Origin of the sequence: Hydrogenophaga sp., assembly GCF_028698005.1 — a bacterium.
Taxonomy (GTDB): domain Bacteria; phylum Pseudomonadota; class Gammaproteobacteria; order Burkholderiales; family Burkholderiaceae_C; genus Hydrogenophaga.
This window is the reverse complement of the sequence record NZ_JAQVEJ010000001.1, coordinates 1-14,919: the sequence shown is the minus strand read 5'-3', so window position 1 is coordinate 14,919 and position 14,919 is coordinate 1. Positions and strand designations below refer to the sequence as shown.

Genomic DNA, 14,919 nt, shown 5'->3' with positions numbered 1-14,919 from the left:
AAGAACGCCCGATGAGTCGCGACGTCCATGTCATCGATCACCCCCTGGTCCAGCACAAACTTACGCTGATGCGCAAGAAGGACACCAGCACCAAGAGCTTTCGCGAACTGGTGCACGAGGTGTCCGCCCTGCTGGCCTACGAGATCACGCGTGACATGCCGATGCAGGAAATCGAAATCGAGACGCCGCTGGAGCAAATGACCTCGCGCGTCATCGACGGCAAGAAGATCGTGCTGGCCTCCATCCTGCGCGCCGGCAACGGTTTTCTCGACGGCATGCTGCAGATCATTCCCGGCGCACGCGTGGGCCATATCGGTCTGTATCGCGACCCCGAGACACTGCAAGCGGTGGAGTACTACTTCAAGATGCCCCAGGGCATGGAGGAGCGCGACGTCATCGTGCTCGATCCGATGCTGGCCACGGGCAATTCGGCGGTGGCGGCGGTGGACCGCCTCAAGCAGACGAATCCGCGTTCCATCCGCTTCGTCTGCCTGGTGACCTGCCCGCAAGGCATCAAGACCTTCCACGACGCCCACCCGGATGTGCCGATCTACACCCCGGCCATCGACCGTGGCCTGAACGACCATGGCTACATCGTGCCCGGTCTGGGCGACGCCGGCGACCGCATCTTCGGCACGAAGTAAGGGACTCCCCCGCGCCGCTGACGCGGCGCCCCTGGACCGGCGGAGATCGGCCTGATGCGGTATGGTTCTCGTATGGCTTCTGCTCTTTCCGTCACGTCCTGGTCCCTGGGCTGGCGCACCTTGTGGCGCGACTGGCGCGCGGGCGAGTTGCGGCTGCTGCTGGTGGCGGTGACGCTGGCGGTGGCCGCGCTGACGGCGGTGGGGTTCTTTGCCGACCGGCTGCAAAACGGCCTGCACCGTGACGCACGGGCTTTGATCGGTGGTGACGTGGTCGTGGCCAGCGATCACGAGGTGCCTGCACGGTTTGCCGAACGGGCGCAGGCGCTGGGCCTGCGCAGCGTGCAGACGCTGGTGTTCCCGACCATGGGGCGCGCACCCGACGAGCAGGGCGGCGCGGCGCGCCTGGTGGCGCTCAAGGTGGTGGCGCCCGGCTACCCGCTGCGGGGCAGCCTGCGCGTGGCACCGTCGCCCGGCGTGCCCGATGCGCCGACCGACGCCGTGCCGGCACCGGGCACGACCTGGGTCGATGCCGCGCTGCTGGCGGCGCTGGAGCTGCGGGTCGGGCAGGACCTGTGGCTGGGCGACAGCCGCTTTCGCATCTCGCAGGTGATCGCGCTGGAACCGGATCGTGGTGCTGGCTTCATGAGTTTCGCACCCCGGGTGATGATCCATGCCGACGACCTGGCGGCCACCGGGCTGGTGCAGCCCGCCAGCCGCATCACCTGGCGCTTCGCGGTGGCCGGTGATGACGACCAGACGGTCCGTGCCTTTGCCGACTGGGCCGACACCGAGGTGGCGCGGCCCGACGTGCGTGGCATGCGCCTGGAGTCGCTCGAGGGCGGCAGTCCGCAGATGCAGCAGACCCTGACACGTGCCGAGAAATTCCTGAATCTGGTGGCGCTGCTGGCCGCGCTGCTGTCGGCGGTGGCCGTGGCCATCGCCGCGCGCGGCTTCGCGCAGCGGCACCTGGACGACTGCGCCATGCTGCGCGTGCTGGGCGTGTCGCAGCCGGTGATGGCGCGCGCCTATGCGATCGAGTTCCTGCTGGTCGGTGTGGCGGCCAGTGTGCTGGGGGTGGCGATCGGCTATGCGGTGCACCACGTGTTCGTCTGGCTGCTGGCCGGCCTGGTCGAGACGGCCCTGCCCGCGCCATCGGTCTGGCCGGTGCTGCTGGGCATGGGCATGGGGCTGACGTTGATGGTGGCGTTCGGTTTGCCGCCGGTGCTGCAACTGGCGCGTGTCCCGCCGCTGCGGGTGATCCGGCGCGAGGTGGGGCAGCTCAGGCCGGCGACGCTGGCGGTGCTCGGCCTGGGCGTCGCCGGCTTTGCCGTGCTGCTGATCGTGGCCAGTCGCGACCTGGTGCTGGGCGGTATTGCCGTGGGGGGGTTCGCGGTCGCCGTGGCGCTGTTCGCCCTGGCCGGCTGGGTGGTGGTCCGGGTGCTGCGCGCCAGCGTCAATGAAGCCACGGCCCCGCGCGCCCTGGTGCTGGCGACGCGCCAATTTTCGGCCCGGCCGGTGTTCGCCGTGGTACAGATCAGTGCGCTCGCCGTCGGCCTGCTGGCGCTGGTGCTGCTGGTGCTGCTGCGCACCGACCTGATTGCCAGCTGGCGCAGTGCCACCCCGCCCGACGCGCCGGACCGCATCGTCATCAACATCCAGCCCGACCAGGCGGCGCCGTTCCAGCAGACCCTGCAGGATGCGGGTGTCACCCGCTACGACTGGTATCCGATGATCCGTGGCCGACTGGTTGCCATCAACGGCCAGGCGACGCAACCCGAGCGCTTCACCACCGACCGCGCGCAGCGTCTGGTCGAGCGCGAGTTCAACCTCTCGCATGCCGTCGACATGCCCTCGCACAACCAGATCACGGGCGGGCAGTGGACACCCCAGGAGGCCGACGGACTGAGCGTGGAGGAGGGACTGGCCAAGGAGTTGGGGCTCCAGCTCGGTGACCGGCTGGGTTTCGACATCTCGGGGCAGTTGTTCGAGCGCCGCATCACCAGTCTGCGCAAGGTCGACTGGGGATCGATGCGCGTCAACTTCTTCGTCATTTTCCCGGTCTCGGCCCTGCCGGAGGCGCCCGTGACCTACATCACGGCTTTCCGCGCGCCGGCCGGTGATACCGGCTTCGACAACGCCCTGGTGCGCGCGTTTCCGAACATCACCCATGTCGATCTGAGTCAGACCATCGCCCAGGTGCAGCGTGTGCTGGGGCAGGTCATTCGGGCGGTGGAGTTCCTGTTCGGTTTCGCGCTGGTCGCGGGGCTGGTCGTGCTGCTGGCCACCATCACCGCCACCCGCGGCGAGCGCGAGCACGAGTTCGCGGTGCTGCGTGCACTGGGTGCCCGTTCGGCCTTGCTGCGCCAGGTCCAGCGGATCGAACTGCTGGGCGTGGGCGCGCTGGCGGGTTTCCTGGCCTCGCTCGTGGCCATGGCCGTGGGCTGGGCGCTGGCCCGTTATGCGTTCCAGTTCGCCTGGCAGCCACCGCTGCTGGTACCGGTGGCGGGCAGCCTGACCGGCGGCGTGCTGGCGCTGGTGGCAGGCTGGTGGGGCCTGCGTGGCATTTTGCAGACGCCGGTGATGCAGACCCTGCGCGAGGCGGCCTGAGGCCGCTGCGGGTATGTGCCGTGGGCTTGCGCCCAGGCACTGGCCGGTTGCCGAAATTCATGGCATGCTTGATCACATGACGACGATGAACGATACCCAACGACAGGCGCTGCGTGCCGTGCTGGAGGCACGCAGGGAACAACTGCTGAGCGAACTCGACGAAGTGCGGCAGGGCCATGCCGAGCGTGTCTCCAACGCCGACAACTCGCCGCAGAACGCCTTTGCGACCGAGGCCAACGAGGTGGCACAGGAAGCCGTGCGCGACGCCGAGGCACGCCGCGACCACGATGAGCTGGTGGCCGTGCGTGCCGCGCTGCAGCGCCTGGACGAGGGCAGCTACGGCGCGTGCATCGACTGTGGCGCCGATATTGGCCTGCAGCGCCTGCAGGCCTTTCCGGCCGCGCTGCGCTGCATCAATTGCCAGTCCAAGGCAGAATCGGCAGCGGCGGCGCGCTGAACATCTGGCTGCGCCGTCTTGACGGAGCAGCATGCAGATCGAAGAGAAACCCCGGCACAGCACCCCCTTCGAGTGGATCGGGGGCGAGGAGCGTGTGCGCGCGCTGGTCGAGCGCTTTTACGACCTCATGGACATCGAGCCGGCCTATGCCGAGTTGCGCGCCACGCATGGCAACACGCTCGACACGGCACGCCAGAAGCTGTTCTGGTTCCTTTGCGGCTGGCTGGGTGGCCCCTCCTACTACGAAGACCGTTTTGGCCACCCGCGCCTGCGCATGCGGCACATGCCTTTTGCGATCGGCATCCGTGAACGCGACCAGTGGCTGGCCTGCATGGACCAGGCCATGGGCGAAACGGGCGTGCCCGAAGACCTGCGCGTGCGGCTGCGCGAGAGCTTCTTCAAAACTGCCGACTGGATGCGCAACACACCAGCCTGAGCGGGCGCGTCAGCGCGGGGCGATGCTCCGCCAGTCGCTGAGCTTGCCGCTGTCGGCCGGGTCGTACCCGGGCAGGGCGGCGAGCTGGGTCTGCATGGCCGGGTCGCGCAAGGCCTCGATCACCCGCCGGATGACCGGCGTATCGATGGCCGCCGTGCGGCAGAGCAGGAAATAGCGCTCGGTGATCACCGGGATGAAATCGAGCCGGAACTGGCGCGCGGGCGGCTCCAGCCCGAAACCGACGTCGGCCATGCCGCTGGCCACGTAGGCGGCGACGGCGGCATGGGTGAATTCGCCCTGCTCGAAGCCGGCGATGCCGGCCGGGTCCACCCCCTCCTGGCGCAGCAGCACCTCCAGCAGCAGTCGCGTGCCCGATCCGCTTTGCCGGTTGATGAAGCGCACGTCGCTGCGCGCCAGGTCGCGCAGGCGGAAGACCTCCTGCGGATTGCCGGCGCGCACCATCAGGCCCAGGCGCCGGCGCGCGATGTCGATCACGGTCAGCGGCTCGTCGGGCAGCCAGCGCGTGTAGTGCGCCAGCAGTTCGTCGTGCAGCGGTCCGACGGGCAGGTGCAGGCCCGCCAGGTCGGCGTCGCCATCGTGCAGCGCGGCCATGGCGGCCGAGGTGCTGGCGTAGGTCAGCTCGGGCCGCTGGCCATGGGCGCCCAGATGCTCGATCAAGCGCTCGATGGCAAAGCCGTGGCTCGCGTGCACGCGCAGCAGTGGTGCCTGGTCCGAGAGTGTGCGGTGCAACTCCGCGGCCAGCTCGGAGGCCAGCGAGTCGAGAGCGGGCTTGAGCCGCGCGAGGATGCGGTGGTCGGCCCAGACGATCTTTTCGCCGAGCGCGGTCAGGGTCGAGCCCTTGCCCCGGGCCATGTGCAGCAGGGGGGCCTTGAAATGCGCTTCGCCCTGTCGCACCAGATCCCAGGCATGGCGGTACGACAGGTCCAGCTTGCGCGCTGCCGTGGTCAGGCTGCCCGAGGCGTGCACCTGCACCAGCAGCTCGATGAGCCTCGGCGACAGGGGTGGGCCGTCCGGGTCCTGGATGGTCCAAGTGGGGCGAATCGAAATCTGTTTCATGGGGGTTGACCCTTATGAACCGGACTTCCGGTTCAGTGGCGCGGACGCTCATATTGCGCCATCGGCCGTGATGCAGGACCATTGGGCAAAGGCCTGCCGTGGCGATGGATTATTGGCGATCGCGGCCGGCAGCTTTCGACAAGACCATGCCCACGAATCCACAGACCCTGTCGCAGGACCATGCCGCCCTGCTGTCCTCCCTGATCGGGCGTCACCGGAACACGCCCGGTGCGCTGCTGCCGCTGCTGCACGACGTGCAGGAAGCGCTGGGTCACGTGCCTGGTGAGGCGGTGGAGCCGATCGCACGTGCATTGGGGCTGTCGCGGGCCGAGGTGCATGGGGTGATCACCTTCTACCATTTCTTCCGCTCCACACCGCCCAAGCCCCATGTGGTGCAGGTGTGCCAGGCCGAGGCCTGCCAGGCCTGTGGCGCGGGCGAGCTGATGGCGGCGGCGCGGGCGCTGGCCGACAGTGAATCAGGCCGCGAGTGTGTCACGCTGGAGCCGGTCTACTGCCTGGGCCTGTGCGCCACCTCGCCGGCGGTCATGATCGACGGCCGTGTCCATGGACGGGTCGGCCCGTCGCGGCTGGGCGCGCTGATGCAGTCGCTGGGGGTGCGGCCATGAGCGCGGATCGCCTGACGACGGTGTATGTCCCGTGCGACTCGGCGGCGCGGGCGGTGGGCGCGGACGAGGTGGCGGCCGCCATCGCGGCCTGCGCGCAGGCGCGCGGCCTGCCGGTGCGCGTGGTGCGCAACGGCTCGCGCGGCCTGTTCTGGCTGGAGCCGCTGGTGGAAGTGCAGACCGCGCAGGGACGTGTGGCCTACGGACCGGTTGGCGTGGACGATGTACCGTCGCTGTTCGATGCGGGTTTTCTCGACGGCGCCACGCATCCGCTGGGCCATGGCCTGACGGAGGAGATCCCGTATCTGGCGAAGCAGGAGCGCCTGACCTTCCGGCGCATGGGCATCACCGATCCGCTCAGCCTGGAGGACTACGAGGCCCATGACGGCTGGCAGGGCCTGCGTCGTGCCCTGCAGCTGGGCGGCGAGGCGGTGCTGGCCGAGGTCACCGAATCGGGCCTGCGCGGGCGCGGCGGGGCGGCCTTTCCCGCGGGCATCAAGTGGAAGACGGTGCGCCAGGCCACGGCGGCGCAGAAGTACGTGGTCTGCAACGCCGACGAAGGCGACTCCGGCACGTTTTCCGACCGCATGGTCATGGAGGGCGATCCCTACATGCTCATCGAGGGCATGGCCATCGCCGGCATCGCGGTCGGGGCGACGCAAGGCGTCGTCTACGTGCGGGCCGAGTACCCGCAAGCCATCGGCACGTTGAACGAGGCCATCGCCCGCGCCACACGCGCTGGCTGGCTGGGTGGCGACGTGGCCGGCTCCGGGCAGGCCTTCCACCTGACGGTGCGCAAGGCGGCCGGCGCCTACGTGTGCGGCGAGGAAACGGCGATGCTCGAAAGTATTGAAGGGCGGCGTGGCGTGGTGCGCGCCAAGCCACCGTTGCCGGCGCTGGCGGGCCTGTTCGGGCAGCCCACCGTCATCAACAACGTGATCACCCTGGCTACCGTACCGGTGGTGCTGGCACGCGGGGCAGGCTTTTACCGTGATTTCGGCGTTGGCCGCTCGCACGGCACACTGCCGTTCCAGCTCGCCGGCAATGTGCGGCACGGCGGCCTGGTGGAAAAGGCCTTCGGCCTGACGCTGCGCGAACTGCTGTCCGACTTCGGTGGCGGCACGCGCAACGGCCGCCCGATCAAGGCGGTGCAGGTGGGCGGTCCGCTCGGGGCCTACGTGCCCGAGCACCAGTGGGACGTGCCGCTGGACTACGAGGCCTACGCGGCCATGGGCGCCGTGGTTGGCCACGGTGGCATCGTGGTCCACGACGACCGGGCCGACATGCGCCGCCTGGCGCGCTATGCCATGGCGTTTTGCGCGCTGGAGAGCTGCGGCAAGTGCACGCCCTGCCGCATCGGCAGCACGCGCGGCGTCGAGGTGATCGACCGCATCGCGCGCACGGACGGGGCGCGGCGCGAGCAGCAGGTGACGCTGCTGCGCGAACTGTGCGACACGATGCTGCACGGCAGCCTGTGCGCGATGGGGGGGATGACCCCCTACCCGGTGCTTTCGGCGCTGGACCACTACCCGCAGGACTTCCTCGCCCCGGTGGCTGAGGACAAGCCGGCGTCCGCCGAGCGCGCCTGAAGGAGGAACCGATCATGACGATGCAACACGACATCGACCACGGCACGCCGGCCAGCGAATCCACGGAAACCGTGGCGCTGTCCATCGACGGCCAGCGCGTGCAGGTGCCCCGGGGGACCTCGCTCATGCGGGCGGCGGTGGAAGCCGGCATCCAGGTGCCCAAGCTGTGCGCGACCGACATGCTGGAGCCCTTCGGCTCCTGCCGCCTGTGCCTGGTCGAGATCGAGGGCCGTCGCGGCTACCCGGCGAGCTGCACGACGCCGGCCGAGGACGGCATGGTGGTGCACACCCAGACGCCCAAGCTGCAGCAACTGCGCAAGGGCGTGATGGAGCTGTACATCAGCGACCATCCTCTCGATTGCCTCACGTGCAGCGCCAACGGCAACTGCGAGCTGCAGACGCAGGCCGGCGTGGTCGGCCTGCGCGAGGTGCGCTATGGCGTGGGCGCCACCGAGGTGGATGGCGTCTGCGGTGCCCACCACACGCAGTCGGCCAAGGACGAGTCCAACCCCTATTTCACCTACGACCCGGCCAAGTGCATCGTCTGCAACCGCTGCGTGCGCGCCTGCGAGGAGGTGCAGGGGACCTTTGCCCTCGCCATCTCGGGCCGGGGTTTCGACAGCCGCGTCTCGCCGGGCCAGGACCAGGTCTTCATGGACAGCGACTGCGTGAGCTGCGGCGCCTGCGTCCAGGCCTGCCCGACAGCCACGCTGGAGGAAAAGACCGTCATCGAACTGGGCCAGCCCGAGCACAGCGTCATCACCACCTGCGCCTATTGCGGTGTCGGTTGCGCGTTCAAGGCCGAGATGAAGGGCAGCACCGTGGTGCGCATGGTGCCGTGGAAGGACGGCAAGGCCAACGAAGGGCACAGCTGCATCAAGGGCCGCTTTGCCTGGGGCTACGCGACGCACCCGGACCGCATCACCCGCCCCATGATCCGTGCCAGCATCCACGACCCCTGGCGCGAGGTCGGCTGGGACGAGGCTCTTCGCTACGCGGCCGGCGAGTTCAAGCGCATCCAGGCCCGGTACGGCAAGGACGCGGTCGGCGGCATCACTTCCAGCCGCTGCACCAACGAGGAAACCTACCTGGTGCAAAAGCTCGTGCGCGCGGCCTTCGGCACCAACAACGTCGATACCTGCGCGCGCGTGTGCCACTCGCCCACCGGCTACGGCCTGGGCCAGACCTTCGGGACCTCCGCCGGTACGCAGACCTTCGCCAGCGTGCGCCACGCCGACGTGATCCTGGTGATCGGCGCCAACCCCAGCGACGCGCATCCGGTGTTCGCCTCGCGCCTGAAGCGGCGCATCCGGCAGGGCGCGAAGCTGATCGTCGTCGATCCGCGCCGCACCGAGCTGGTGGATGCGCCGCACGTGCGCGCCACCCACCACCTGGCGCTGCGGCCCGGCACCAACGTGGCGCTGATTACCGCGATGGCGCACGTGGTCGTGACCGAAGGCCTGGTCAACGAGGCCTATGTGGCCGAGCGCTGCGACCGCAAGAGCTTCGACGAATGGCGCGACTTCGTGGCGCGGCCCGAACACGCGCCCGAGGCCTTCGAGGCCGTGACCGGCGTGCCGGCCGCCGAGGTGCGCGCTGCGGCGCGCCTGTATGCGCAGGGGCCGAACTCCGCCATCTACTACGGGCTCGGCGTGACCGAGCACGCACAGGGTTCGACCATGGTCATCGGCATCGCCAACCTGGCCATGGCCTGCGGCATGGTCGGCCGCGAAGGCGTGGGCGTGAACCCGCTGCGCGGCCAGAACAACGTGCAGGGCAGTTGCGACATGGGCAGCTTCCCGCACGAGCTGCCGGGCTACCGCCACGTCGCCGACACGACGGTGCGCAGCCAGTTCGAGGCCGCCTGGGGCGTGGCGATCAGTCCCGAGCCCGGTTTGCGCATCCCGAACATGTTCGACGCCGCGCTGGCCGGCAGCTTCAAGGGCCTGTACTGCCAGGGCGAGGACATCGTGCAGAGCGACCCCGACACGCAGCACGTGGCCGCGGCGCTGGGGGCGATGGAGTGCGTCGTGGTGCAGGACATCTTCCTGAACGAAACGGCCAAGTACGCGCACGTGCTGCTGCCGGGCAGTTCCTTCCTGGAAAAGGACGGCACCTTCACCAACGCCGAGCGGCGCATCAGCCGCGTGCGGCAGGTGATGCCGCCACTGGCCGGTCTGGCCGACTGGGAGGTGACGGTGAAGCTGGCCAATGCGCTGGGCTATCCTATGCACTATGAGCACCCCGAGCAGATCATGCAGGAGATCGCCGCGCTGACGCCCAGCTTCGCCGGTGTGAGCTACGAGAAGATCGAACGCCTGGGCAGTGTGCAGTGGCCCTGCAACGAGGCCACCGACGAAGCCGGCACAGCCATCATGCACGTCGGCGGTTTCGTGCGCGGCAAGGGGCGCTTCTTCAATACCGCCTACGTGCCCAGCGACGAAAAGGTCACGCCGCGTTTCCCGTTGCTGCTGACGACCGGGCGCACGCTCACCCAGTACAACGTGGGCGCGCAAACGCGCCGCACCCCCAACAGCCTGTGGTTCGACGAGGACCGGCTCGACATCCACCCGCACGACGCGGCAGAGCGCGGCATTGCCGACGGCGACTGGGTGGGCGTGGAAAGCCGCGCCGGCCAGACGGTGCTGCGTGCGCGCGTGACCGACAGCATGCAGCCGGGCGTGGTCTGGACCACCTTCCATTTCCCCGAGTCCGGTGCCAACGTCATCACCACCGACAGCTCCGACTGGGCGACCAACTGCCCCGAGTACAAGGTGACGGCGGTGCAGGTGGCCAAGGTCATGCAGCCCTCGGGCTGGCAGCAACGCTTCGCCGCGTTCGACCGCGAACAGCGGGACCTGCTGGCGCGGGCACGCCAGGCCGAGGTGGTCGGCAAATGACGGCAACCACCGACATGCGTCCTGACGCGCCTGCCGACGCCGCGCCGACCTGGCGCGAGGTCCGGGTGCACGATGTTTCCGGGCAGGAGCGTGCCGATTGCCTGGCCGAGGAAGTGCCGGTGGCGCTCGTGATCAACGGCATCTCGCACGCCGTCATGCTCTGCAGCCCCTGCGACCTGGAGGATTTCGCGCGCGGCTTCGTCTTCACCGAAGGGCTGGTCGATGCGCCCTCGGACGTGTACGGCGTCGATGTGCTGCCGGTGGTCCAGGGGGTCGAATTGCGCGTGCAGGTGTCGGCGCAAACCGAGTGGCGCCTGCGCGAGCGGCGCCGCACGCTGGCCGGCCGCACCGGCTGCGGTTTGTGCGGCACCGACAGCCTGGATCAGGTGCACCGGCCGTTGCAGCGCCTGAGTGGCGCTCCCGTGCCCACGCCCGCCGTACTGAACGCGCACCGCGCGATGCCCGCGTGGCAGCCACTGCAGCAGCGCACCGGCGCGACCCACGCCGCTGCCTGGTGCGACCTCGTGGATGGCGCGGTGCGCCTGGTGCGCGAGGACGTGGGGCGCCACAACGCGCTGGACAAGCTGATCGGTGCGTTGCTGGCGCAGGGCACCGACGGCTCGCAGGGTTTTGTCTGCATCACCAGCCGGGCCAGCTTCGAGATGGTGCAAAAGTGTGCCGTGGCCGGCATCGCCACCCTGGCCGCCGTCTCGGCACCCACCGCGCTGGCCGTCGATGTGGCGCGCGACAGTGGCGTGCTGCTGATGGGCTTCGTGCGCGGCAATTCGCTGGTCACCTACACCTACCCCGAGCGTCTGACCTGACGGACGACGACACGATGGACACCGCCAATCTCATCCGCATGGCCAACCGCATCGGCCAGTTCTTCGAGGCCATGCCCGACCGCGCCGAAGCCGTGGAGGGTGTGGCCACGCACATCCGCAAATTCTGGGAGCCCCGCATGCGCCATGCCCTGCTGGCGCATGTCGATGCGCACGGCACCGAAGGCCTGCATCCCCTGGTGGCGCAGGCCGCGCAGGCGCGGCGCGAGCAGATCGCCTGATCAGGCCTTGCCCGGCTCGTTGCCGGTCCGAGGTGCTGGCGATGCCGGGCCCAGCAGCACCACGAGGGCGCCGGCCCCGCCTTCGGCCGGCCGTGCCTGGACAAAGGCCAGCACCTCCTTTTTCTGCACCAGCCAGCGCAGCACGCGCCCCTTGAGCACCGGCATGCGGCCCGGCGAGCCCAGGCCCTTGCCGTGTACCACGCGCACGCAGCGCAGGCCGGCGCGATGCGATTCGGTGATGAAGCGCCCCAGCGCCTCGCGCGCATCGTCGGTGCGCAGACCGTGCAGGTCGATCTGGCGCTGAATGCTCCACTGTCCGGCGCGCAGCCGGGCGCTCACGTCGGGGCCGATGCCGGGGCGGCGGAAGCTCAGTTGCTCGTCGGTGTGCAGCAGGGTCTCGACGTCGAACTCGTCCGACAGTGCCTCACGCATCACCGCCGCCTCGTCGAGCTGGCGCTGTACGGGAACGGGCTGCGGCCGCGGCGGGGCGTGCTCGGCACGCGCTGGCGCCCGCAGCGGGCGCACCGGTCCGACGCTGAGCGCGAACAGGCGCTGCTCGCGCTCGGCCCGCTCGCGTCGCGCCTGCTCGGCGGCGCGGGCCAGCTCGGCCGCACGGGCGCGCGCCTGCAGCGTGTCCCGCAGCGTGCGCAAGTCGGCCAATGAATTCCACTTCATGGCCCGGATTGTGGCCCACGGGGCAAATCCCCAGGGGCCGCGGCGTTCTCAGACCAGGCCCATCTCGGCCATCGAGGCCGCCTGCTCGCGGGTGACAATGAAGTGGTCGAGCACGCGCACATCCACCAGGGACAGCGCGGCCTTGAGCGACTGGGTCAGCGCCTCGTCGGCGCGCGAGGGGCGGGCCTGGCCGCTGGGGTGGTTGTGGGCCAGCACCACGGCAGCAGCGTGGTGATGCAGGGCACGCAGCACCACCTCGCGCGGATAGACGCTGGTCTGGGTCAGGGTGCCCCGAAACAGCTCCTCCAGCAGGATGAGCCGGTTCTGGCTGTCAAGGAACAGCACGCAGAACACCTCGTGCTCGCGGCCGCCCAGTTGCAGTTGCAGGTACTGGCGCACGGCGGCCGGGCTGTCGAACAGGGGCTGCTGGCACAGTTGCTGCGCAAGGGCGCGGCGCGAGAGTTCGAGCACCGCCGACAGCTCGGCGCGCTTGGCAGGCCCCAGGCCCTTGACCTGGCCGAGCGCCCGGGGCGGAGCGTGCAGCAGCCCTGCCACGCCGCCCAACTGGTCCAGCACGTCGGCCGCCAGCTGCATGACGCCCTTGCCCCGGATGCCCGTGCGCAACAGCAAGGCCACCAGCTCCGTGTCGCTGAGGCTGCCGGCGCCCCGGCTCAGCAGTTTCTCGCGCGGGCGAGCGTCGGCCGGCAGACCCATGACCCCGGTGCGCACGGGTGCATCCATGTGGCGTTTCCTCCCTGTTGACCTAGTTTTTACAATAGATGCCTGCCGTGGCGCCGCGCCACATCCCCCAGCTTGATGACGCGTTGCCCGGTGTGGCAGGCGCCATCCCCGCCCCGGAGGCGAAAACCACCATGTCCACCGTCCAAGAAGGCTCCTTTCTGACCCTGCACTACCGTCTGTCCGGCCCCGACGGCCAGGTGGTGATCGACACCTTCGAGGGGCAGCCCGCCACCCTGAGCATCGGCGGCGGCGAGCTCTCGCCCGCGATCGAGCAGCGTCTGATCGGCCTGGAGGAGGGGGACCATGCCACCATCGACCTGGCGCCGGGCGAGGCCTTTGGCGAGCGCCAGCCCGATATGGTGCAGTGGGTGGCGCGCAAGCTGCTCAATGAGCTGGGTGATCCGCACGAGCAGTACGCCCTGGGCGACGTGGTGCAGTTCCCGACGCCCGACGGTCTGGGCAGCTACGCCGGTGCCGTGCGCGAGGTGCGCGCCGACGGTGCGGTGTTGTTCGACTTCAACCACCCGCTGGCTGGCCAGCCGGTGCGCTTCGAGGTGCAACTGATCGGGGTGCTGTGATGGACGAGATCGTTCTGGCCGAGCCGCGCGGGTTCTGTGCCGGCGTGGACCGCGCCATCGAGATCGTTGAGCGTGCGCTGGCCAAGTTCGGCCGTCCGATCTATGTGCGCCACGAGATCGTGCACAACACCTACGTGGTCAATGACCTCAGGAACAAGGGCGCGATCTTCATCGAGGAACTGGACGAGGTGCCCCCCGGCGCCACGCTCGTGTTCTCGGCCCATGGCGTGAGCAAGGCGGTTCAGGAAGAGGCCGAACGCCGCGGATTCCGCATCTTCGATGCGACCTGCCCGCTGGTGACCAAGGTGCATGTCGAGGTGGCCAAGCTCGCGAAGGAGGGCTACGAATTCCTGATGATCGGTCACAAGGGGCACCCCGAGGTCGAGGGCACCATGGGCCAGCTCAGCGAGGGCATCCACCTGGTCGAGGACGAGGCCGACGTGGCCGGGGTGCAGCCGCGCCAGACGGAAAAGCTCGCCGTCGTCACGCAGACCACGCTGAGTGTGGATGATGCCGCCGGCATCCAGCAGGCCATCCGCGCACGCTTTCCGAACGTGCGCGAGCCCAAGCAGCAGGACATCTGCTACGCCACGCAGAACCGCCAGGATGCCGTGAAGATCCTCGCCCCGCAGGTGGACGTGGTCATCGTGGTCGGCAGCCCCACGAGCTCCAACAGCAACCGCCTGCGCGAGCTGGCTACCAAGCTCGGTACGCCGGGCCACATGGTGGACAACGCGGGCGAGCTGCGGCCCGAGTGGTTCGAGGGCAAGTCCCGCGTTGGCCTGACGGCGGGCGCCTCCGCACCCGATATCCTGGTGCAGCAGGTGATCGAGCGGCTGCGCGAGCTGGGTGCCGTCGCCGTGAGACGCATGGACGGCCTGGCCGAGACGGTCAAGTTCCCGCTGCCCAAGGGGCTGAAGATGGACGGCAACGACACCGTCGACCACCTGCGCTGAGCAGCGGGCCGGCGTGCCGCTGTCGCGGACCCCGGCGGCCCGCCCCGAACCTACAATCCCTGCCATGCTAGACATCTTCCAACTCCGCAAAGACCTGGACGCCGTCGTCGCGCGCCTGGAAACCCGCAAACAGCCGCAGCCCTATCTGGATGTGGCCGCGTTCCAGTCGCTCGAGCACGAACGCAAGACCTTGCAGACACGCACCGAATCGTTGCAGGCGCAGCGCAACAGCCTGTCCAAGCAGATCGGCATGCTCAAGGGCAAGGGCCAGCACGCCGAGGCCGAGGCGGTGATGGTCCAGGTGGGCGAGATCAAGACCGAGCTGGACAGCTCGGCGGCCCGGCTCGAGGTGATCCAGGCCGAGCTGCAGTCCCTGCTGCTGGCCGTGCCCAATCTGCCGCACGAGAGCGTACCGGTCGGCGCCGACGAGCACGGCAACGTGGTCGTGCGCGAGTGGGGCACACCGCGCAGCTTCGATTTCGAGGTGCGCGACCATGTGGACATCGGTGAAAAGCTCGGGCTCGATTTCGACACCGGCGTCAAGCTCGCGGGCTCGCGCTTCACCTTCATGCG

General features: G+C 69.3%; 14 protein-coding genes and 1 pseudogene. 12 read left to right on the top strand and 3 right to left on the bottom strand.

Annotation, left to right across the window (positions count from 1 at the left end; translation table 11 throughout):
• Positions 1–11: 11 nt before the first annotated feature.
• The 4 genes from upp to PHQ87_RS00060 all read left to right on the top strand — a co-directional run bounded on the left by upp (position 12) and on the right by PHQ87_RS00060 (position 4,144).
• Positions 12–644 (top strand): uracil phosphoribosyltransferase, encoded by a 633-nt coding sequence (gene upp, locus PHQ87_RS00075; RefSeq protein WP_300229935.1) that lies wholly within the window; start codon positions 12–14, stop codon positions 642–644.
• A 72-nt stretch (positions 645–716) separates the two neighbouring features.
• Complete coding sequence (locus tag PHQ87_RS00070; RefSeq protein ID WP_300229932.1) at positions 717–3,251, top strand: FtsX-like permease family protein; 2,535 nt, start codon at positions 717–719, stop codon at positions 3,249–3,251.
• An 85-nt stretch (positions 3,252–3,336) separates the two neighbouring features.
• Complete coding sequence (locus PHQ87_RS00065; protein ID WP_300229929.1) at positions 3,337–3,708, top strand: TraR/DksA family transcriptional regulator; 372 nt, start codon at positions 3,337–3,339, stop codon at positions 3,706–3,708.
• A 31-nt stretch (positions 3,709–3,739) separates the two neighbouring features.
• Positions 3,740–4,144 carry a group II truncated hemoglobin gene (locus tag PHQ87_RS00060; RefSeq protein WP_300229926.1) on the top strand — a complete coding sequence of 135 codons (405 nt, stop codon included), beginning with the start codon at positions 3,740–3,742 and terminating at the stop codon, positions 4,142–4,144.
• 9 nt (positions 4,145–4,153) lie between these two features.
• Here the strand turns inward: PHQ87_RS00060 and PHQ87_RS00055 are convergent, their stop codons facing one another.
• Complete coding sequence (locus PHQ87_RS00055; protein WP_300229923.1) at positions 4,154–5,221, bottom strand: substrate-binding domain-containing protein; 1,068 nt, start codon at positions 5,219–5,221, stop codon at positions 4,154–4,156.
• Between the two features lie 146 nt (positions 5,222–5,367).
• Here PHQ87_RS00055 and PHQ87_RS00050 point away from each other — a divergent pair, with 146 nt between their 5' ends.
• From PHQ87_RS00050 to PHQ87_RS00030, 5 genes are read left to right on the top strand one after another with little or no spacing between them, the layout of a single operon-like run.
• Complete coding sequence (locus PHQ87_RS00050; RefSeq protein WP_300229921.1) at positions 5,368–5,847, top strand: NAD(P)H-dependent oxidoreductase subunit E; 480 nt, start codon at positions 5,368–5,370, stop codon at positions 5,845–5,847.
• Positions 5,844–7,433 carry a formate dehydrogenase beta subunit gene (locus tag PHQ87_RS00045; RefSeq protein ID WP_300229918.1) on the top strand — a complete coding sequence of 530 codons (1,590 nt, stop codon included), beginning with the start codon at positions 5,844–5,846 and terminating at the stop codon, positions 7,431–7,433. Before PHQ87_RS00050 ends, PHQ87_RS00045 begins: the two co-directional genes overlap by 4 nt.
• Before the next feature lie 14 nt (positions 7,434–7,447).
• Positions 7,448–10,333 (top strand): formate dehydrogenase subunit alpha, encoded by a 2,886-nt coding sequence (gene fdhF / locus PHQ87_RS00040; protein ID WP_300229916.1) that lies wholly within the window; start codon positions 7,448–7,450, stop codon positions 10,331–10,333.
• Positions 10,330–11,157 carry a formate dehydrogenase accessory sulfurtransferase FdhD gene (gene fdhD, locus PHQ87_RS00035; protein ID WP_300229913.1) on the top strand — a complete coding sequence of 276 codons (828 nt, stop codon included), beginning with the start codon at positions 10,330–10,332 and terminating at the stop codon, positions 11,155–11,157. The genes fdhF and fdhD overlap by 4 nt, the downstream gene beginning before the upstream one ends.
• Before the next feature lie 14 nt (positions 11,158–11,171).
• Positions 11,172–11,396 (top strand): formate dehydrogenase subunit delta, encoded by a 225-nt coding sequence (locus PHQ87_RS00030; RefSeq protein ID WP_300229910.1) that lies wholly within the window; start codon positions 11,172–11,174, stop codon positions 11,394–11,396.
• On the opposite strand, the gene PHQ87_RS00025 is transcribed toward PHQ87_RS00030, so the two are convergent.
• Together PHQ87_RS00025 and radC are read right to left on the bottom strand one after the other, a co-directional pair.
• Positions 11,397–12,071 (bottom strand): Smr/MutS family protein, encoded by a 675-nt coding sequence (locus PHQ87_RS00025; protein WP_300229907.1) that lies wholly within the window; start codon positions 12,069–12,071, stop codon positions 11,397–11,399.
• 48 nt (positions 12,072–12,119) lie between these two features.
• The gene (radC, locus tag PHQ87_RS00020; RefSeq protein ID WP_300230016.1) at positions 12,120–12,785 is read right to left on the bottom strand and encodes a DNA repair protein RadC; all 666 of its coding nucleotides are present in this window, start codon (positions 12,783–12,785) and stop codon (positions 12,120–12,122) included.
• A 158-nt stretch (positions 12,786–12,943) separates the two neighbouring features.
• Between radC and PHQ87_RS00015 the strand changes: the two genes are divergently transcribed.
• The 3 genes and pseudogenes from PHQ87_RS00015 to PHQ87_RS00005 form a co-directional block, all read left to right on the top strand.
• Positions 12,944–13,390: an FKBP-type peptidyl-prolyl cis-trans isomerase gene (locus PHQ87_RS00015; protein ID WP_300229905.1), complete on the top strand. Its 447-nt coding sequence runs from the start codon at positions 12,944–12,946 to the stop codon at positions 13,388–13,390.
• Positions 13,390–14,346, top strand: a complete 957-nt coding sequence (ispH, locus tag PHQ87_RS00010) for a 4-hydroxy-3-methylbut-2-enyl diphosphate reductase (protein ID WP_300229903.1) — start codon at positions 13,390–13,392, stop codon at positions 14,344–14,346. Before PHQ87_RS00015 ends, ispH begins: the two co-directional genes overlap by 1 nt.
• Positions 14,347–14,410: 64 nt before the next feature.
• A pseudogene (locus PHQ87_RS00005) lies at positions 14,411–14,919 on the top strand (serine--tRNA ligase); the annotation flags it as partial.